Here is a 19,127-nt window from a genome sequence, read left to right on the forward strand (position 1 = left end):
CGCGGCATGGCATAACGCCTACTGGGGTTTAACCTGGGTCGCCATGCGCTTTCACAAGGCTGAAACTGCGTTTTTTGTGTTCATTGCGCTGATTTTGACCGCAGCGCTGGCGATTTTCTATGCCTGGAGCCTGGTCGAAGGTCCGGCCGACGCACTGTATATGCCCGGGCGCGTGGCGAGCATCCAAACCCTTCAGACGCTGCTGCTGGTGATCGCGCTGCTTTTGACCGGCACGCTGGTGTATGGGCTGTTCTTCATCTTTCCGCAGATACGCACGCAGGTGAAGGAAGGCGGCGAGTTGCGCGAAATGACGGCCTCGCTGAGCGCGCGTTCGCGCAACCTCGAACAGGCGGCACTTACCGACGGGCTGACCGGGATGCAGAACCGGCGCTATTTCGACGATGCGCTGAAGGAATACCTTCACGAATTTCGTCGCATCGACAGGCCGGTCGGGCTGATGATCCTCGACCTCGACCATTTCAAGCTGGTCAACGACACCTACGGCCACGACGCCGGCGATGAGGTGCTGCGGTCTGTCGCCAAGTGCCTGAAAAGCATGACCAGGTATCACGACGTGGTGGCGCGGCTCGGCGGCGAGGAATTCGCAGTCGTTGCGCCCAACATGGATCTCGAACTGTTGCAGCGCGTTGCCGACAGGATGCGCAAGGCGATTGCCGCGCTGGCCATCGAGACGGCCGGGTCCCAGCTCAATGTCACTTCCAGTGTTGGCCTTGCCTTGTGGGACAGGGAAGAGACCGCCGAAGAGTTCTATCGCCGCGCCGACAAGCAACTCTACGAAGCCAAACGGCAGGGCCGCAATCGCGTCTGCGCCTGAATTAATGTCGCTGAGTTTGTGGTGCTGGCTCGCCTGAGGCCGTCATGGCCGCAGGCGAAATGCTCCACTGTGCGTGGCGCTCATCACCTTGCTAAGTGTTTCTTCCCGACCGAGGCCCTCCGTCGGGAGGGTATGCCTTTCAAGCTCTCCCAGCGATGAAAATTGCTGGTGAAGTGCGGTGATGGGTTCGGGATCGGACAGCGTGTCACCGCCACGATCACGGCATCGCTGGATGGCGACATCGAGCGGCGGGCGAAGCACGATGTAGTGCAGCGGCACGGTCAGCGCCTTGAAGGGCGGCAGGAACCACGGGCCTATAATGCCGTCCACGATGACGAAATAGCCACCCTCGGCATATCCTTCCGCCACTTTCGCCAGAACGTCTACCACGACCCTGTTCTGGTCATGGGCCTCGGGCAGATAGGGCGCGACCGCGCCATGCTTGATGAAATGCCAGAAATCGTCGGCGTGAAGATGCACCTTTCTCGACCCTGGCTCATTGGCGAGGGCCTGTGCTGTCGTCGTTTTCCCGGACCCCGGCGTGCCGGTCAGGATGAGAATTTCGCCTGCAAGATCGATCATGTGCCGCCTCTGGGCCATCCGCGAATCTGCCTCGATGCTGGACGTCCTTCTTCAACGACGCAACACACCATCGGTCCCGGCAGAGTTTGGAAAGTCGCGCTCAAGCTGTCGATCCAAACAGGCAATTCAGTGCCGATTGCCGACACGCCAAATATTTTCCACAGCTAAAATTCGCCCGGCGAAGTGAACCTGACCGGGCGTGCCTCAGGCCTTTTCGGTGCTGAAATTCCGGCCGTTACGGCTAGGCAACAAGGTGAGAAAACCGGCGGAGGCGAGTTGCTGTAGGCGTACGAAATGCGATTTACGTTTTGTTCACCATCGCCTACACCCGCGATTCACCTCGCAAGGACCTGCCCCCGTGAACAGCGTTGCCGCCGACCAGAAGAAGTCCATACGCTTTCGTGCGCGCTCGTTTGTCGTCTTCGCATTGGTGCCGGAAGCTCCCCTGGAAGAGTGGCTGCAAAGCCTGGATGGCTGGATCGCAAACTCTCCCGGCTTCTTTGCAGGCCGCCCCGTGGTGCTTGACCTGAACGTGCTCAAGCCGGAACTGGACGACATCGCAGGCCTGGTGTCGCAACTCACCGAGCGCGGCATACGAATCTACGCGATCGAAAACAAAGGCGTCGATGCCCTGGACCCCGACCTGCCACCGCTGCTGATCGGCGCCAGGGAGGCCGTCATCGAGGAAGCGCCCGCCGAGCCGGCCAAGCCGGAAGAGCCGCTGCCATCCACCACGCTGATCGTCGAAGCGCCGATCCGCTCGGGCCAGTCGATCTTTCATCCAGATGGCGATGTGATCGTGCTTGGCTCGGCCGGCTCCGGTTCCGAAATCATGGCTGGCGGGTCAATTCACGTCTACGGTGCCTTGCGCGGGCGGGCTTTCGCCGGTGCCTGGGGGAACCGCAAGGCACGCATCTTCTGCCGGAAAAACGAAGCGGAGCTTCTCGCAGTGGATGGCTGGTACCGCACTGCGGAGGACATGGAAACATCCTCGCGGGGCAAGCCGATACAGGCCTTCCTCGACGACGGCGGCGTCGTGGTCGCGGCTCTCAACTGACAACATTGGAGATTAGAACATGGCCAAAGTAGTGGTTGTCACATCAGGCAAGGGAGGCGTTGGCAAAACGACCTCGACTGCCGCCCTTGGAGCCGCTTTGGCCCAGTCCGGCAAGAGGGTCGCTCTCATCGACTTCGACGTTGGCTTGCGCAATCTCGACCTGGTCATGGGCGCCGAGCGGCGCGTGGTGTTCGATCTCGTCAATGTGACGCAAGGGGTGGCCAAGCTTTCGCAGGCCTTGATCCGCGACAAGCGCCTGGAAACGCTGTTCCTGTTGCCCGCGTCGCAAACCCGCGACAAGGACGCCCTTACCGAGGAAGGTGTGGCGCGGGTGATCGGCAAGCTGCGCGAAAAATTCGACTACGTTTTGTGCGACAGCCCGGCCGGCATCGAGCGCGGCGCGCAACTTGCCATGCGCTTTGCCGACGAGGCGGTCATCGTCACCAATCCCGAAGTGAGTTCGGTCCGCGATTCCGATCGCATCATCGGCTTGCTCGATTCCAAGACGTTGAAGGCCGAGCAGGGCGAGGACGTCATCAAGCACATTCTCGTCACCCGCTTTGATGCAGGGCGCGCCGCGCGCGGCGAGATGCTCAGCATCGATGATATCCTGGAAATCCTGTCGACGCCGCTTTTGGGCATCATTCCGGAGAACCAGGGTGTCTTGCGCGCATCCAACGTCGGCTCGCCGGTGACGCTCAACGAGCCCACCAACGCAGCCGCGCGCGCCTATGTCGACGCGGCGAAAAGACTGCTGGGCGAGGACGTTCCCGTGGTCCTGCCGGTCGAGAAGAGGGGCCTGCTTAACCGGCTTTTGGGAAGGAGGGTGGCATGAACCTGTTCGACCTCTTCAAACGTCGCGGCAGTGCGCCCGTGGCGCGCGAGCGCTTGCAGGTCCTGCTTGCCTATGAGCGCAACAACCGCAACCAGCCCGATCTCGTTGCCGTGTTGCGCGAGGAGATCATGGCCGTGATCGCCAAGCACATTCAGGTCAATCAGGACGATGTGCGCATAACCATGGATCGCGGTGCAACGACATCGACGCTTGAGATCGACATCCACATCCCCAATGCAGGTGCCTCAGCCGCGTCATGAACGGCGGCGCGCGGAGGCCAAAACAGGCCTGCGCGCGAACTTGCCGCTGGACGTCTTTCTTCAACGCAGCAACACTGGTGACGGACGCCGCACTTCGCGCGGCGGCCAGTTGAAGCGTGGAGGAGGAATGCGATGGACGATCCCGATCGCTGGCGACACATGGCAAGCGCGCCAAGGGATGGCAGCCGAATCCTTGTCACGGTGCGGCCGTCTGAACAGGGGCCGGCGGAAGTTGACGTGGCGTATTGGGCCAGGCCCGACGCGGCCGGCATCGAAGGCTGGCGCGCTGCCGACTCCTATCCAGGTTGCGTGATTGGTTATGCCGACCCGGAACTGAAGTGCTGGATGCCGCTGCCAAAAGCCAATCTGAGCAAGAACTCAGCCGCCATGCCGACACCCTGGGAAGGCGAGGACGAAGAACAACTGGATGGTTCCGGCATCTGAGATACAGGTGCTGCCGGACAGCCAACCGCTGCTCGTTTCAGAGTCTCAGCCTTGTGGCGGGCGGCCGCCGAAGGTCGATGGGCGCAAGCCGAAGCGGGTGTCGAAGTCATCGTCGGGCTGCGGTTTGGCCGGCGGCTTGCGAAAATCGGTGTCACCGGCCTGGCGCTGGGCATCGACGATCTCGGCGAAGCCGAGTGCCGCTGCCTGCGGTTTTGGCACATTGCGCAAGCGCTCGACCACGGCGACGAGGTCGACGTCGTCGCCATTGCCTAGCGGAGCCTCAGTGGCCCGCTTGCCGACGCCGGGGATGAGTTCGTCCGACAGCTTTTCGAATTTCAGCCGCATGGTGGTGGCAACGCCTTCGCCAAAGGCGATGGCCTCGCGCTGGCCCATCGACGACAGGAACGAGAGCGTCGAGGCCGAAGAGTCGGCGATGGCCGAGCGGATGATCGCCTGGTCCTGCTCATTGGCAAGGCGCATGGCGAAAACCGTCGAGCATTGCGACAGGATGGTGGGATCGAGTTCGCCCGGGCGCTGGGTGACGACGCCGAGATAGCAGCCATATTTGCGGCCTTCCTTGGCGATGCGCGACAGCGCATGCCGGGTCGGCGCGAAGCCAAGCCGGTGGTCGGCGGGCATGTAGCGGTGCGCTTCCTCGCACAGCAGAAGCAGCTTGAGGCGGCCTTCGCTCCACAAAGCAAGATCGAAGGCGAGGCGGGCGAGGACCGAGCAGACGGAGTTCACCACTTCCGAGGGCATGCCGGCCATCTCGAAGCAGGTGACCGGGCGGCCGTGGGTCGGCACGCGGAAGATGTTGCCGATGGTTTCGTGGATGGTGTCTTCGATGAGCCTGGAATGGAACATGAAGCGGTAGCGCGGGTCAGCAAGTGCGGATTCGATGCGGCTGCGCAGCGATTTCAGGATCGGCCGCTCGTTCTTCGATTCGAGCATGCCCATGCGTTCGTCGATCTGCTTGATCAGATCGGCGATGCGGTAGGGCACGGGTGTGTCGGCGGTCAGCGCATCGACACCACGGCGCAGGAAGGCGCCGCCTTGCGGGCTTCGATAGAGGTTCTTGGCGACCGGGATGAGGTCGCGCAGCACATCGATCTCCTCGGCGTCGGTCTCGCGGCCACGAAACAGCACTTCGGCGAACTCTTCGAGGCGAAACAGCCAGAACGGCAGGTCGAGCGTGTTGGAATCGACCTTGACGCAATATTCGGGCAGCGAGGCCGCGAACTCGTTGTGCGGGTCCATGATCAGCACGCGCAGATCTGGCCGCGCGGCGATCGCCTTGCGCAGCAGAAGCGACACGGCGGTCGACTTACCTACGCCGGTGGTACCGACAACGGCGAAGTGGCGGGCAAGGGTCTCGTCGATGGCGATGCAGGCGTCGATGCTGTCGTCCTGCGACAACTGCCCGATGGTGACGGTGCGGCGCCCGGCAAGGTCGTAGACCGCCTGGAGGTCGCGGGTGCGGATGCGGTGGGCGACAGCGCCAATATAGGGATAAACGGTGATGCCGCGGTCGAAGACCGGGCGCTTGTCCGGGCCGGCGTCGCGGACCTCGCCGATCAGCTCGACATTGACCTCGATGGGGTTGTCGCCCTGGCTGCTCCACGAGCGGTCCGACTTGGCGATGGAATAGACAAGCCCGATGGTGCGCGTTTCGCCGAGATTGATGCAGATCATGCGCCCGACGGTCCACAGACCGATGGTGTTTGGGCCACCGGCCTCGGCATAGGCGCTGATGACGGCGCGGGCGCCGTCGCACTGCACGACATTGCCAAGGATGCGGGCATCGTCCTGCTTGGGATCGCGCCGCTCCTGCGGAGTGGTCTCGCCACCAGCGGCCTGACGTTCCATGTACATCGGCTTCATTCCCCAATCGCCTTTGCCAGACATAGCGCAGGGCGGTTAAAGTGGGGTGATGGCGGATGGTGTAGGCAGGGTTAAGAGGATCGCTCCAATTTGAGCTATCGGTGAGCTGAGTGACGTTGCGGAAAATTTGTCCCGGTCCGGTTGACAGCTCGCCGTCTTGCGCATTAACGTCCGCGCCATGAACAAGACACTCATTCTCGTAGTAGGATTGCGCGTGGGCAAGGCGGTGTAACCGCCGGGCGAAATCCCCCCATGCGCAGATGTGAAGGCTCCCTCGGGGGCCTTTTTTATTGCCCGAAACAGGACTAAACGAGCAGCAACCGCCGAAAACGGCGAAGGAAAGACGGGACGGACCGATGAGCGGACACAGTGACAGCGGACGACGCGAAATGACCGGCGCCGAGATGGTGGTGCAGGCGCTGAAGGACAATGGCGTCAAGCACCTCTTCGGTTATCCCGGCGGCGCCGTCCTTCCGATCTATGACGAGCTGTTCCAGCAGGACGACGTCCAGCACATCCTGGTGCGCCACGAGCAGGGCGCGGGGCATGCCGCCGAAGGCTACGCGCGCTCGACCGGCAAGCCCGGCGTGATGCTGGTGACCTCGGGTCCCGGCGCCACCAATGCGGTGACGCCGCTTCAGGACGCGCTGATGGATTCGATCCCGCTGGTCTGCATCACCGGCCAGGTTCCGACCTCGCTGATCGGCTCCGATGCTTTCCAGGAATGCGACACCATTGGCATCACCCGGCCGTGCACCAAGCACAACTGGCTGGTAAAGGACGTCAACGATCTCGCCCGCATCCTGCATGAGGCGTTCCATGTCGCTACGACCGGCCGTCCCGGTCCCGTCGTTGTCGACATCCCCAAGGACGTGCAGTTTGCCAAGGGCATCTACACGCCGCCGCAGACGGCGCCGCGCACCTCCTACCAGCCCAAGGTCCAGGGCGACTTGGAGAAGATCAAGGAAGCAGTGGCGCTGATGGCGAGTGCCAAGCGCCCGGTCATCTATTCCGGCGGTGGCGTGGTCAATTCGGGTCCCGAGGCAAGCCAGTTGCTGCGCGAACTCGTCGAGCTGACCGGCTTTCCGATCACCTCGACGCTGATGGGACTGGGTGCCTATCCGAAATCGGGCAAGAACTGGCTCGGCATGCTGGGCATGCACGGCAGCTATGAAGCCAACATGGTGATGCATGACTGCGACGTCATGGTCTGCATCGGCGCGCGTTTCGACGACCGTATCACAGGCCGCCTGAACGCGTTCTCGCCGAATTCCAAGAAGATCCACATCGACATCGATCCGTCGTCGATCAACAAGAACGTGCGCGCCGACGTGCCGATCCTGGGCGACGTCGGCCGGGTGCTCGAAGACATGGTGCGGCTGTGGCGGGCGACCGCCAAGGCCGACAAGAAGGCGCTGTACCCGTGGTGGGAGCAGATCGCCAAGTGGCGGGCCCGCGATTCCTTTGCCTACAAGCACAATCACGACGTGATCATGCCGCAATACGCCATCCAGCGGCTCTATGAACTGACCAAGCATCTCGACACCTACATCACGACAGAGGTCGGCCAGCACCAGATGTGGGCGGCGCAGCACTACGGCTTCGAAAAGCCCAACCGCTGGATGACGTCAGGTGGCCTCGGCACGATGGGGTATGGCCTGCCGGCGGCACTGGGCGTGCAGATCGCGCATCCTGAATCGCTGGTCATCGACATTGCCGGCGACGCCTCGGTGCAGATGTGCATCCAGGAGATGAGCACGGCGATCCAGTATGGCGCGCCGATCAAGATCTTCATCCTGAACAACCAATACATGGGCATGGTGCGCCAGTGGCAGCAGCTGCTGCATGGCAACCGGCTGTCGCACTCCTACACCGAGGCGATGCCCGATTTCGTCAAGCTGGCCGAAGCCTATGGCGGTCACGGCATTCGCTGCGACAAGCCCGACGAACTCGACGATGCAATCAAGGAGATGATTTCGGTGAAGAAGCCGGTGATCTTCGATTGCCGCGTGGCCACGCTCGCCAATTGCTTCCCGATGATCCCTTCGGGCAAGGCGCATAACGAGATGTTGCTGCCAGACGAAGCGACCGACGAGGCGGTGGCCAACGCCATCGACGCCAAGGGCCGCGAATTGGTGTGACGGATCGCGTGCGGCCTTCACGGAAGGCCGCGCAATCAACGAGTTAGCGCAACCGCCTAAGATCGAGATTCATCTTATGAACGCACAGCTACAACCCACCGGCTCGGCCTATTTCATCGCCAAGGAAACCGAGAATCCGGAAAACCACACGCTATCGGTGCTTGTCGACAACGAACCGGGCGTGCTCGCCCGCGTCATCGGCCTGTTTTCCGGCCGAGGCTACAACATCGAAAGCCTGACCGTCTCGGAGACCGAGCACGAGAAGCACCTGTCGCGCATCACCATCGTGACGCGCGGCACACCGCATGTGCTGGAGCAGATCAAGCACCAGCTCGAGCGCATCGTGCCGGTGCATCGCGTCGTCGACCTGACCGTCATGGCGCAGGAGCTTGGCACCGGTGGCGCGCTGGCGCGGGAACTGGCACTGGTCAAGGTGGCCGGCACCGGCGAGGCTCGGGTCGAGGCGCTACGTCTCGCCGAAGCCTTCCGCGCCAAGGTGATCGACGCCAATACCGAACACTTCATCTTCGAGCTGACCGGCAAAGTGTCGAAGATCGAGCAGTTCATCGCCATCATGAAGCCGCTCGGCCTGGTCGAGGTCTGCCGCACCGGCGTTGCGGCGATGAACCGTGGCCCGCAGGGGATGTGAAAAATACACCGCCCGCAGCCGAAAGGCGCGGGCGGTGTTTGTTCAGAAGCCGACGTTTTCGTTGATATAGAAGGTGTTGAGCAACGAAACGCGCGGCTGCTCTATGGTCGTGTGGATTTTCGGGCGGCCATGCCAGCTCATCTTCATCAGCGAGTGATAGGCCTTCAGCACGACGAAGGCGTAGCCGACATTGGGCAGGAACGGCAGTGTCTTGACCGGCTCCAGCCCATAGGAGCCGACATTCAACAGGCCTTTCAGTGAAGCCTGATACAGCGTCGTTCCAAGGTCGCGCTGGGTTTCGTCGGCGGGACAGTAGAGCTGCATCGTCACGACCTTCTTGCGCGCATCGGGATGCGGCTTGATCTGGTAGCCGTCCTTGTCGCTGTAAAGCACCGGCTTGGCCACCAGCCTGAGATCGTCGACGCTCTTGACCTTGTCGCCGCGGGCGCGGATTTCGAGGCCTTCATGAAGCTGATGGCGGATCGCGGCTTCAATTTCGGGTGACGTCAGCATCTGCGACACCGCCGCCCACATGTCGCGAACACCGGCGTCGACCTTGCCGACATTGTCGCCATAGAGACGCAGCGCCATGCGGGTGCCAGTGCCGGTGATCGGGTCGTAGCCCTCGGTCGGGATCGACCTGATCAGTTCGGCGTAGAAATCGCTGGGAAAGAAGTCGCGGAAGAAAATGTGCGGAAAGGGCAGGGAGAACCGGTCGGACGCCTCGATGCTCGTTATCGCGTGATCGATGAGTTCCCGGGTGAGGCTGTTTGCAGCCTCGACTTTGGCAGTTGCTGACATTTTCTCCCCCCGAGAGTCAGTTGCTGTTCAGTCCATATGCTTTGGAATAAGGCCTGATCGGTCCGTCGAGCAAGCTTTTTTGGGGGGCTGCATGCTATCAAACGGCCGCCGTTCATCGACTGCTCGGCTACAACGCCCCCGCTGGCCTAGCCCACAGACCCGATTTGTGCTCTTTAACCATGCGCCAATAGGGTCAATAATGCTGACTTAAAATAGGACGACAAACGATGTCGTACGACGCATTCCTCGCACTGCTGGTCTATGCCTTCGTGACCTCGATCACGCCGGGGCCGAACAACTTCATGCTGCTCGCCTCAGGCGTCAATTTCGGTTTCGTGCGCACCATTCCGCATATGCTGGGCATCGGCGGTGGTTTTCTTTCGCTGCTTTTGGGCGTTGGCTTCGGCCTGGGGGCCGTGCTGACGGCCTTTCCAGCGCTGCACACGGTGCTCAAGATCGCCGGCGGGGCCTATCTGCTTTATCTCGCCTGGCGGATCGGCATGTCGCGCTCGCTCGGCAAGGACGGTGACACCAGGACGCGTCCGATTACCTTTTTGGAAGCTGCCGCATTCCAGTGGATCAACCCCAAGGCCTGGGTGATGGCGGTGACGGCGATGGCGGTCTACACCAGCCCGGAAGCGCCGTTCCTGTCGGTACTGCTGATCTCTGGCGCCTTCGCGCTGGTCAATCTGCCGAGCGTTTCGACCTGGGCCGGGTTCGGGATGGCGTTGCGCGGCTTTCTCGCCGATCCGGTGCGGCTCAAATGGTTCAACATCGCCATGGGTCTGCTGCTTGCCGCGACGCTGTGGCCAATGTTGAAGTGAGCATCGATTGGCTTGCACAGCCACACGCGCGGGCATAGCTTTCGGCCATGTCGCACGATCATGACCACGACCACCATCACGACAACGAACTTGATCCGATGGCCGCACGGGTGCGGGCGCTGGAGACGATCCTCACCAAAAAGGGGCTGATCGATCCGGCGGCGATCGACGTCATCGTCGACACCTACGAGACCAAGATCGGCCCGCGCAACGGTGCTGCCGTGGTGGCGAAAGCGTGGAGCGATCCAGATTATGCCGATTGGCTGAAACGCGATGCAACAGCGGCCATCGCCTCGCTCGGCTTCACCGGCCGCCAGGGCGAGCACATGCAGGCGGTGTTCAACACCGACGAGACCCACAACCTCGTCGTTTGCACGCTGTGCTCCTGTTATCCGTGGTCGGTGCTCGGCCTGCCGCCGGTCTGGTACAAGGCGCCGCCATATCGCAGCAGGGCGGTGATCGACCCGCGCGGCGTGCTCGAAGAGTTTGGCGTCGCGCTGCCGGTGGACCAGAAAATCCGCGTCTGGGATTCCACCGCCGAGTTGCGCTACCTCGTCGTGCCGCAGCGTCCCAAGGGCACGGAAGGCTGGAGCGAGACGCAACTGGCCGATCTGGTGACGCGCGACTCAATGATCGGCACTGGCCTTGCCAGGGAGGTCGCATGAACGGTCCCCACGATCTTGGCGGGCAGATGGGCTTTGGGCCGATCGCGCCCGAGAAGGACGAGCCCTATTTCCACGCCGAATGGGAAAAACGCGCGCTAGGCGTGACGCTGACGGCGGGTGCCATGGGCGCGTGGAACATCGATGAAAGCCGGCACAAGCGCGAAAACCTGCGTCCCGCCGACTATTACAGATCGAGCTACTATGAAATCTGGATCAAGGCGCTGGAGGGCCTGCTCGAGCGCCATGGTTTTATCACCGCGCGCGATCTTGCGGCAGGCGATGCCGTCGACCCTGCGGCAACACCCAAGCGAGTGCTCAAGGCCGAGAATGTGGCGGCGACGCTTGCCAAGGGTGGCCCTTGTGACCGGCCTGTTGCTGCGCCGGCGCGGTTCACTGCCGGACAGCACGTGCGGACGAAGAATTTTCACCCTACCGGCCACACAAGGCTGCCGCGTTATGCCCGCGGCAAGCAAGGCGTGATCGACGCCGTGCGCGAAGGCTTTGTCTTTCCCGACGACAACGCGCATGGCCATGGCGAAAACCCGCAATGGGTCTACACGGTGGTGTTTACGTCAGGCGAATTGTGGGGTGAGGGCGCCGACCCGACGCTTGAAGTCAGCATCGATGCCTGGGAGAGCTATCTTGAGCCGGCATGAAGCGCATCTTCCGGCCATCAGTGATGAGCAGGTATTTTCCGAGCCATGGCAGGCCGAGGCTTTTGCCATGGTGGTGGCGCTGCATGAGCGCGGCCTGTTCAGCTGGGCGGAGTGGGCCGAGCGGCTGTCGTCCGAGGTGAAGAAGCCGGATGCCGCGAGCGACGGCAGTGACTATTACGAACGCTGGCTTGCGGCACTGGAGCGCCTGTTGGCCGACAAGGGCTTTGCCGGCCACGACGAGGTCGACGCCATGGCGGCCGCCTGGGAACGCGCCGCGCATGCCACTCCGCACGGCAAACCGATCGTGCTGGAGAACGATCCGGAACGGGATCGCAATTCGTAGCGACGCGAGCTATGTCGACTTGCCTAGAGTTGCAGTCCCATTCTGTGCAGAACGTGCGTTTTCCGCCCCAGCTTGAAATCGGGAAAGCTTGCGAGCAGGCGAAAGCCCTCGCGTTCCCAAAAGGCGCGCCCGCGTGGGTTTTTGTCCAGTACTGCGATCAGGAGCCGACTGGCGTCGCGCGCCCGTGCGAGGCCTGTCAGGTGTTCGAGAAAAACGCGCCCGAGGCCCAATCCCCGGCAGCTTTCGTCAATGAGAAGCAGCCCGATATAGGCATCGTCAGTTTCGGGGTACCCGAACGCGAGGTCGGCAATCGCAACGAGCAGACCACCAGACTGGAACAGCCCGAGCTTCTGCGATCTTGCGACATCGGCGCCGGGCGGGCAATCCGCGAAGAACTCCGCAACCGTTGTATCCGACGGTTCCGAGCCGGTTTCCAGCACGACGAAGTCAGCGGCGCGCTCATACAGCGCGTGCACGGCCCGAGCATCAGTGTCTGCAACCAGTTGGCGTATCCGCAGGGCTTCAAGATCGTTCTGCATGTGCTGACCCTATCGACTCTGCCGGGTCAAGTCTTGGTGCGGACATAAGACGGTCAACGAGACAACCGCGATAAGGTTGAAGGTGATGCGTTTGTTCTCCTTGTGTTCACAATTTATATATTGTAAAATAAGGTTTACATAACAACTTTAAATTGGTACATAGCATGGTGATACACGTAAAAGATGAGGAGGCTGATGCCTTGGTGAGGAAGTTAGCTCAGGGGAGGGGTATCGGTATCACGACGGCGATCAAAGAGGCTGTGCGGGAAGCTCTTCAAGCCGACGGTCGGAAAGCCGCCGAACAGGATGATCGACCGCTTGAGAAGCGGTTGGAGCCTCTGCTTAATCGCCTGGATCGGTTGCCTCGTACGAATTTGCGCACTGACAAGACGTTTTTCGATGACCTTTGGGGAGAGGGAGATGCTTAATGTATGTGGATGCGTCGGCCATGGTTTGCATTCTGGCCAATGAGCCGGAACGTAGAGATTTTCTAACCGCAATACAGGATGAGTCCTGTTTCACATCGCCAGTTTCGGTTTTTGAAACTGCAACTTCCATCAGCACATTGACGGGAAGTTGTGCCTCCGCGCTCAGCGAAATCGAAAGGTTCCTTTCGGAAGCGAAGATCAGGATCGCCCCAATAGACCAGAGCATACTCATTGAGTTGGCTATTGCCCGCGATCGTTATGGAAAGGGTACCGGCCACCCTGCGCGGTTGAATTTGGGCGATTGTTTTTCGTATGCAATGGCAAAGCAGGCCGGTGTGAAGCTGCTCTACAAAGGTAAGGATTTCGCTCGGACAGATCTGGCTTAACGCCCAAATCCCTTGCCCTTCTTACGCGAATCCTGTCAGTCAAACCCATGGAATTCTCACCTCAGCAGGACGAGGCGCTGCAGGCCGTGGCGCGCTGGCTCAAATCCGGAAAGCCCCAGCTTTTCCGCCTGTTTGGCTATGCCGGCACCGGCAAGACGACATTGGCGCGCTATTTCGCCGAGCATGTCGACGGCCAGGTGCAGTTTGCCGCCTTCACCGGCAAGGCAGCCCAGGTGCTGCGTTCGAAGGGCGCGACCAACGCGCGCACCATTCATTCGCTGATCTATCGGCCGAAGGGCGAAGAGGCGATTGCCGACGAGACGACCGGCAAGACGTCGATGTCGCCGACATTCTCGCTCAACCGCCAGAGCCCGATTTCCAAGGCCAAGCTGGTGGTCATCGACGAATGCTCGATGGTCGACGAGCAGCTTGGGCGCGATCTCTTGACCTTCGGCACGCCGGTTCTGGTGCTGGGCGATCCCGCGCAGCTGCCGCCGATTTCGGGCGGTGGGTTCTTCACCGAGCATGAGCCCGATTTCCTGTTGACCGAAATCCACCGCCAGGCGCGCGACAACCCGATCCTGCGGCTTGCGCTCGACGTGCGCGAGGGTCGCGAGTTCATGCGTGGCGACTACGGCACAGCCCAGGTGATCGGCAAGGAAGACGTCAACCAGGACCTGGTGCTCGATGCCGACCAGGTGCTGGTCGGCACCAACAGGACGCGCAAGCGTTACAATCAGCGGCTGCGCGAATTGAAGGGCTTTACCGCTGGTTATCCGCAAGCCGGCGACAAGCTGGTGTGCCTGCGCAACGACCCGGCCAAGGGCCTGCTCAACGGGTCGTTGTGGAAGGTGATGACCTCGTCGCGCGAGACGGTGAAGCCCGGCATCAACCTGCTGGTGGCGCCGGAAGAGGACGATCCCGACCGTGGCGTCGCCAAGATCAAGCTGTTGAAGCAGGTGTTCGAGAGCCCGGACGAAGAAATCCCCTGGGGCACCAAGAAGCGCTACGACGATTTCGACTATGGCTACGCGCTGACCGTGCACAAGGCGCAGGGCTCGCAATGGAACAATGTGGTGTTGTTCGATGAAAGCTATGCCTTCAAGGAGACACGCCAGCGCTGGCTCTATACGGCGATTACACGAGCAGCCGAGCGGCTGACCATCGTGCGCTAAGGAGATTCAGGTGAGGCCGGCCTGCAAACGGTGGCTTTCTGCGCTTCCGATACTCGCGTACTCGAATGTACGCCCCGTTTCGGTTCTCGAAATCCGCCGTTTTCGGCTCTGCCTGACCTGAATCTGAGCTGGTCTGCTTGCGGTCAGGCAACAATCTCGAACAAGACCGCTGTCGCGTCATCGGAAACCTTGAAGCGGGGGAATTGTTTGCCGTCGGGGTCTTCGACCTGCTCGATGTGCCGCAGCTCCTGCAACAGCGGCGCCAGACCGGTGTCCACCGCCGCGCGGACGAATTCAGCGATGCCATAGCGGCCATACTGGTCGACAAGGGCGGCGAAGCCGTCGGAGCACAGGAGGCCCCGTGCGGGCAGGGCTGCGGCAAGCGGCTCGGTGACGAGATGATCGGCAGCTTCAGGTTCGGCGCCCAGCGTCCAGACAAAACCTCCGGGGCGGTTATAGGCGGCGCGGCGCCGGCGCAGTTCGTCGCGCACGACAGGGGCGTCGGCGAGTGCCTGGTGCGTGGCGAAGCCGCCGGATTGGGCAATCGCCATGCGGGCGCCGTCGCGTTCATAGGCATGGGCACTCTTGATGGCGCTGGTTTCGAGCTCTTTGCCTTCAGCGTCGACCAGGAACAGCCGGCAGTCACCCAGGCCATGCGTGACCAGCACATCGCCTTCGATGCGAACCATCTGGAAGCTTGCCACCGGCATGTTCCACGGCTCGATCGGCAAGGCGTTGGCCGCCTCATGCACGACATTGAAGGCGCGCTGGTTGAGCTCGCGCACGATATCGGCAACCGGGCGACCGTTGCGTACCAGCTCCTCGAAGGTGCTTTGGGCAAAACGGGCGAGCCAGGCGGCGTCCGAACCGTGCAGGCCAACGATGCTGTTGCCGCCGAGGCCGGTGGCGCCATCGATGACGAAGGCGCAGCTTGCGTTGCCGCCGGCACTATCCTCATTCGGGCGCGAGGGCGAGCCGGGGGCGGTGATCGAATCGATGATGCGAATATTTGGCATGATGATCGCTGTCTGGCGCGCGCCGGTGACCAGAGTGTGACCGCAGGCTATTCGACCGGCTTGGCGCCGAGCCATTCCCATGCCTCGGCCTCGTCGGCGTCGGCGAAATGTCTGGTTTCGATCGACGTCAGCGGCGCGAACAGCCCGACCACCGGTCCCATCCAGACGGGGCCGCCGACCAGCGCGTAGCGCCTGATATGATGCAGCGCCTTCATCTTGCCCTTGAAGGTCAAGGGATTGAACAGAGCCGACCAGTCGAAGCCGTCATAGCCGCTGGCACGCAGCAGAATGTCGATCTTGTCGTGGCCTTCATAAGCGGCGTCGAGCAAGCCATAGGCATTTTCGATGTCGGCCTGGGTGAAATGACCGGCGATCTCGAAGGCAAAGACATCGCTGTTGTCGGTGTCGATGCGACGGAAAGGCGGTGGTGTTTCCATGGGGTTCATCCCGTTTCCTCGACGATTGGGGGTGTGTTCGTCCGCTTCCACACTGGAACACATAAAAGCGCTCTCTGTTCCCACCCAAGCCGTGATAGGTGCGTTGATCTCATTATTACTGTGAGTTGCCTATGCCCGCCAAGCTTTCCGTGAACGTCAATGCCATCGCCATGCTGCGCAACCGCCGCGATCTGCCCTGGCCAAGCGTGACCGGCCTCGGCCGCATAGCGCTTGCCGCTGGCGCGCATGGGCTGACCGTGCATCCGCGCCCCGACCAGCGCCATATCCGCTTTTCCGACCTGCCGGAGATAAGGGCACTGATCGATGATGAGTTTCCGAAAGCCGAATTCAACATCGAGGGCTATCCGAGCGAGGATTTCCTGCAGCTGGTCGAAAAACATCAACCCGAACAGGTGACGCTGGTGCCGGACGATCCGTCGCAGGCAACCTCCGACCATGGCTGGGACTTTGTCGGCCAAGCAAGCCTGCTCAAGCCGGTGGTGGCACGGCTCAAGAAAGGCGGCTTCCGCGTTTCGCTGTTTGCCGATGCCGATCCGGCTGGCGTGAGTGCCGCCCGCGATACCGGCGCGGATCGCATCGAGCTGTTCACCGGGCCTTACGGTGCCTGCTTCGATGATTCACCAAAGGCTGCCAAGGAATTGGAAATGCTGGCAAAAACGGCGGAGGCGGCATTCACGGCCGGTTTGGCCGTCAATGCCGGGCACGATCTTGTCGTCGACAATTTGCCCCAGCTGATGCGCCGCATCCCGAAACTGGCTGAAGTTTCGATAGGCCACGGCCTGACGGCCGACGCGCTGGAACATGGCATGGCCGGCACAATTAGGCGCTATCTCAAGGCGTGCGGATGGTAATATCCTTGCAAGTCATGCATGGCCCGCACGGGCTGGACATTGGCTGCCGTAAAACATCTGTTGCTTTTGCAACACGGCAAGCGTAGAGCCCCGCGGCTTCACGGAGAGTTGTTTTATGACCGATGCCGGCGCCGACAAAGCGGGGAAAAGCGGGCAGGCGGTCCAGACGGACGGTCACTCGCAGGACATGAGACTGCTTGTGATCGGCGCGCTCGGCGTCGTTTTCGGCGATATCGGCACGAGCCCGATCTACGCGTTTCGCGAGGCGCTGGTGGCGTCGGCGGGCGGGCAGGTCGCTTCGCGCGAGGATATCCTCGGTGTGCTGTCGCTCATCATCTGGGCGCTGACGATCATCGTCACCATCAAATATGTCATGTTCGTGCTCAGGGCCCATAACCGCGGCGAAGGCGGAACGCTGTCGCTGATGGCGCTGGCGCGGCGCACGCTGCCCAAGCGTTCGGGCATCATCCTGGCGCTCGGCATGGTAGGTGCAGCGCTGTTTTACGGCGACGCGGTGATCACCCCGGCGATCTCGGTGCTATCGGCGGTCGAAGGCATGAATGTCGTCACCCCGGCCTTCCAGCCTTATGTCGTGCCGCTGACGCTGGTCATCCTGGCGATCCTGTTTTCGGTGCAACGCTTCGGCACCGGCAGCGTGGCGATCGTGTTTGGTCCGGTCACGCTGATCTGGTTCATCGCCATTGGTTATTCCGGCGTCGTGCATATCGTCGAGGATCCCGAAATCCTCTGGGCGGTGAACCCGATCTACATCGTGCGGTTCCTTGCCAACCAGCCGGAAGTGTCGTTCGTGACGATCGGCGCCATCTTCCTGGCCGTGACTGGCGCTGAGGCGCTTTACGCCGATCTCGGCCATTTTGGCCGCCGGCCGATCGTATTGGCCTGGCTTTGCATCGTCTTTCCGTGCCTGCTGCTCAACTATGTCGGCCAGGGCGCCTTCGTGCTCAGCCATGGTGGCAATGTCGGCCATCCGTTCTTCGAAATGAACGAAGGCTGGATGCTGGTGCCGATGGTGGTGCTGGCAACCGCCGCAACCGTTATCGCCAGCCAGGCGGTGATCACCGGCGCCTATTCGCTGACGCGCCAGGCGGTGCAGCTGAACATGCTGCCGCGGCTGGTGATCCAGCATACTTCGGAAACCACGCTGGGCCAGATCTACATGCCGCGCGTCAACATGCTGCTGGCACTGGTGGTGATGCTTCTGGTCGTCGGTTTTGGGGAATCGAGCAAGCTCGCCTCGGCCTACGGCATCTCGGTTACCGGCAACATGCTGGTGACGACGCTGCTGCTTTCGGTGGTGATGCTGCGTGTCTGGCGCTGGCGGGTTGCAGCCGTCGTCGTGGCGATCACGATTTTTGGCCTGATCGATATCGGCTTCTTTGCTTCCAACATCGTCAAGGTGTTCGAGGGCGGCTGGGCGTCTCTGGCGGTTGCCTTCACCATCGTCACCATCATGTGGACCTGGGTGCGCGGCAGCCGCTACCTGTTCGACAAGACGCGCAAGAACGAGATTCCGCTCAACTTCCTGGCCGAGAGCCTGATCAAGAAGAAGCCGCATCTGGTGCCCGGCACGGCCGTGTTCCTGACCAGCGATCCCGACAGCGCGCCGACCGCCCTGATGCACAGTCTCAAACACTACAAGGTGCTGCATGAGCAAAACGTCATCTTGTCGGTGGTGACGGCGCAGCAGCCGATCGTGCCCGACAGCGAGCGGGTGAAGATGGAACAGGTCAACGAGCTGTTCATGCGGGTCAAGCTGAAGTTCGGCTACATGGAACAGCCCAACATCCCCAAGGCGCTGGCCATCTGCCGCAAGCAGGGCTGGAAGTTCGACATCATGACGACGTCGTTCTTCCTGTCGCGGCGCTCGCTGAAGGCGTCGCCCAATTCCGGCATGCCGGTGTGGCAGGACAGGCTGTTCATCGGCCTGGCGCGCACGGCTGCGGATGCGACGGAGTATTTCCAGATCCCGACAGGACGCGTTGTCGAGGTCGGCACCCAGGTTTCGATCTGAGGCTGTCTGCGACTGCGTGAAGCATTGCCACCACACCACCAATGTTCCCTGCCGGTCCATTCGCGCGGGCAGGTCTGAACGAGGCAGTCTGGATTGGTCGGGCGGAACCATGCCGCCAGGATCCCTACCTGATCAGGCAACTGCGTAGCCTCGTGCCAGAAATTTTCCCTGACGTCTTGCGGAGCGTCTTTGATTGCGTCATAAGCCGAACCGTAACGTACGGTACGGTTCTTTGGAGGGCACCGGCGTCACGCGGCAGGCCGGGAACG

The 19,127-nt window shown here is 61.6% G+C and carries 22 protein-coding genes; 16 read left to right on the top strand and 6 right to left on the bottom strand.

Features of this window, described 5'->3' with window-relative positions:
- Nucleotides 1-43 precede the first annotated feature (43 nt).
- Entirely contained in the window at nt 44-835 is a 792-nt protein-coding gene (locus AC1RTB_RS11125; protein ID WP_492882054.1) for a GGDEF domain-containing protein, read from the top strand.
- A gap of 42 nt (nt 836-877) precedes the next feature.
- On the opposite strand, the gene AC1RTB_RS11130 is transcribed toward AC1RTB_RS11125, so the two are convergent.
- Nucleotides 878-1,414 carry an ATP-binding protein gene (locus AC1RTB_RS11130; protein WP_492882081.1) on the bottom strand — a complete coding sequence of 179 codons (537 nt, stop codon included), beginning with the start codon at nt 1,412-1,414 and terminating at the stop codon, nt 878-880.
- 361 nt (nt 1,415-1,775) lie between these two features.
- On the opposite strand from AC1RTB_RS11130, the gene minC reads away from it, so the two are divergent.
- The 4 genes from minC (at nt 1,776) to AC1RTB_RS11150 (ending at nt 4,013) form a co-directional block, all read left to right on the top strand.
- Nucleotides 1,776-2,474, top strand: coding sequence for a septum site-determining protein MinC (gene minC / locus AC1RTB_RS11135; protein WP_492882053.1), 699 nt, complete (start codon nt 1,776-1,778; stop codon nt 2,472-2,474).
- A 19-nt stretch (nt 2,475-2,493) separates the two neighbouring features.
- Nucleotides 2,494-3,309, top strand: coding sequence for a septum site-determining protein MinD (gene minD, locus AC1RTB_RS11140; RefSeq protein WP_492882052.1), 816 nt, complete (start codon nt 2,494-2,496; stop codon nt 3,307-3,309).
- Nucleotides 3,306-3,569 carry a cell division topological specificity factor MinE gene (gene minE / locus AC1RTB_RS11145; protein ID WP_492882051.1) on the top strand — a complete coding sequence of 88 codons (264 nt, stop codon included), beginning with the start codon at nt 3,306-3,308 and terminating at the stop codon, nt 3,567-3,569. The genes minD and minE overlap by 4 nt, the downstream gene beginning before the upstream one ends.
- Before the next feature lie 132 nt (nt 3,570-3,701).
- Entirely contained in the window at nt 3,702-4,013 is a 312-nt protein-coding gene (locus tag AC1RTB_RS11150; protein ID WP_492882050.1) for a hypothetical protein, read from the top strand.
- 45 nt (nt 4,014-4,058) lie between these two features.
- Here AC1RTB_RS11150 and AC1RTB_RS11155 read toward each other — a convergent pair whose 3' ends face one another.
- Nucleotides 4,059-5,885: an ATP-binding protein gene (locus AC1RTB_RS11155; protein WP_492882080.1), complete on the bottom strand. Its 1,827-nt coding sequence runs from the start codon at nt 5,883-5,885 to the stop codon at nt 4,059-4,061.
- A 365-nt stretch (nt 5,886-6,250) separates the two neighbouring features.
- On the opposite strand from AC1RTB_RS11155, the gene AC1RTB_RS11160 reads away from it, so the two are divergent.
- Together AC1RTB_RS11160 and ilvN are read left to right on the top strand one after the other, a co-directional pair.
- A complete protein-coding gene (locus AC1RTB_RS11160) occupies nt 6,251-8,035 on the top strand; it encodes an acetolactate synthase 3 large subunit (RefSeq protein WP_492882049.1) in 1,785 nt (594 codons plus the stop codon).
- A 76-nt stretch (nt 8,036-8,111) separates the two neighbouring features.
- On the top strand, nt 8,112-8,684 hold the full coding sequence (gene ilvN / locus AC1RTB_RS11165; RefSeq protein WP_492882048.1) for an acetolactate synthase small subunit: 573 nt from the start codon (nt 8,112-8,114) through the stop codon (nt 8,682-8,684).
- Nucleotides 8,685-8,726: 42 nt separating this feature from the next.
- Here ilvN and AC1RTB_RS11170 read toward each other — a convergent pair whose 3' ends face one another.
- Complete coding sequence (locus AC1RTB_RS11170) at nt 8,727-9,485, bottom strand: hypothetical protein (protein ID WP_492882047.1); 759 nt, start codon at nt 9,483-9,485, stop codon at nt 8,727-8,729.
- Between the two features lie 227 nt (nt 9,486-9,712).
- On the opposite strand from AC1RTB_RS11170, the gene AC1RTB_RS11175 reads away from it, so the two are divergent.
- From AC1RTB_RS11175 to AC1RTB_RS11190, 4 genes are read left to right on the top strand one after another with little or no spacing between them, the layout of a single operon-like run.
- Nucleotides 9,713-10,309, top strand: coding sequence for a LysE family translocator (locus tag AC1RTB_RS11175; RefSeq protein WP_492882046.1), 597 nt, complete (start codon nt 9,713-9,715; stop codon nt 10,307-10,309).
- Between the two features lie 47 nt (nt 10,310-10,356).
- A complete protein-coding gene (nthA, locus tag AC1RTB_RS11180; protein WP_492882045.1) occupies nt 10,357-10,974 on the top strand; it encodes a nitrile hydratase subunit alpha in 618 nt (205 codons plus the stop codon).
- Nucleotides 10,971-11,630 (top strand): nitrile hydratase subunit beta, encoded by a 660-nt coding sequence (nthB, locus tag AC1RTB_RS11185; RefSeq protein ID WP_492882044.1) that lies wholly within the window; start codon nt 10,971-10,973, stop codon nt 11,628-11,630. Before nthA ends, nthB begins: the two co-directional genes overlap by 4 nt.
- Nucleotides 11,617-11,973, top strand: a complete 357-nt coding sequence (locus AC1RTB_RS11190; protein ID WP_492882043.1) for a nitrile hydratase accessory protein — start codon at nt 11,617-11,619, stop codon at nt 11,971-11,973. Before nthB ends, AC1RTB_RS11190 begins: the two co-directional genes overlap by 14 nt.
- 23 nt (nt 11,974-11,996) lie before the next feature.
- On the opposite strand, the gene AC1RTB_RS11195 is transcribed toward AC1RTB_RS11190, so the two are convergent.
- Nucleotides 11,997-12,512 carry a GNAT family N-acetyltransferase gene (locus AC1RTB_RS11195; RefSeq protein WP_492882042.1) on the bottom strand — a complete coding sequence of 172 codons (516 nt, stop codon included), beginning with the start codon at nt 12,510-12,512 and terminating at the stop codon, nt 11,997-11,999.
- Nucleotides 12,513-12,676: 164 nt separating this feature from the next.
- Here AC1RTB_RS11195 and AC1RTB_RS11200 point away from each other — a divergent pair, with 164 nt between their 5' ends.
- The 3 genes from AC1RTB_RS11200 to AC1RTB_RS11210 are packed head-to-tail and all read left to right on the top strand — an operon-like array spanning nt 12,677 to nt 14,501.
- Nucleotides 12,677-12,940, top strand: coding sequence for a type II toxin-antitoxin system VapB family antitoxin (locus tag AC1RTB_RS11200; RefSeq protein WP_492882041.1), 264 nt, complete (start codon nt 12,677-12,679; stop codon nt 12,938-12,940).
- Nucleotides 12,940-13,326, top strand: a complete 387-nt coding sequence (locus AC1RTB_RS11205) for a type II toxin-antitoxin system VapC family toxin (RefSeq protein ID WP_492882040.1) — start codon at nt 12,940-12,942, stop codon at nt 13,324-13,326. The genes AC1RTB_RS11200 and AC1RTB_RS11205 overlap by 1 nt, the downstream gene beginning before the upstream one ends.
- A gap of 47 nt (nt 13,327-13,373) precedes the next feature.
- A complete protein-coding gene (locus tag AC1RTB_RS11210; RefSeq protein ID WP_492882039.1) occupies nt 13,374-14,501 on the top strand; it encodes an ATP-dependent DNA helicase in 1,128 nt (375 codons plus the stop codon).
- Nucleotides 14,502-14,644: 143 nt separating this feature from the next.
- On the opposite strand, the gene AC1RTB_RS11215 is transcribed toward AC1RTB_RS11210, so the two are convergent.
- Nucleotides 14,645-15,517: a hypothetical protein gene (locus AC1RTB_RS11215; protein ID WP_492882038.1), complete on the bottom strand. Its 873-nt coding sequence runs from the start codon at nt 15,515-15,517 to the stop codon at nt 14,645-14,647.
- Between the two features lie 47 nt (nt 15,518-15,564).
- Nucleotides 15,565-15,954, bottom strand: coding sequence for a SpoIIAA family protein (locus AC1RTB_RS11220; RefSeq protein WP_492882037.1), 390 nt, complete (start codon nt 15,952-15,954; stop codon nt 15,565-15,567).
- 131 nt (nt 15,955-16,085) lie between these two features.
- Here AC1RTB_RS11220 and AC1RTB_RS11225 point away from each other — a divergent pair, with 131 nt between their 5' ends.
- Both AC1RTB_RS11225 and AC1RTB_RS11230 read left to right on the top strand, forming a co-directional pair.
- On the top strand, nt 16,086-16,826 hold the full coding sequence (locus AC1RTB_RS11225; RefSeq protein ID WP_492882036.1) for a pyridoxine 5'-phosphate synthase: 741 nt from the start codon (nt 16,086-16,088) through the stop codon (nt 16,824-16,826).
- A 187-nt stretch (nt 16,827-17,013) separates the two neighbouring features.
- Complete coding sequence (locus tag AC1RTB_RS11230; RefSeq protein ID WP_492882079.1) at nt 17,014-18,858, top strand: potassium transporter Kup; 1,845 nt, start codon at nt 17,014-17,016, stop codon at nt 18,856-18,858.
- The last annotated feature ends 269 nt before the right edge of the window (nt 18,859-19,127 follow it).

It is taken from the genome of Aminobacter sp. GW821-FHT11F06 (assembly GCF_058808215.1).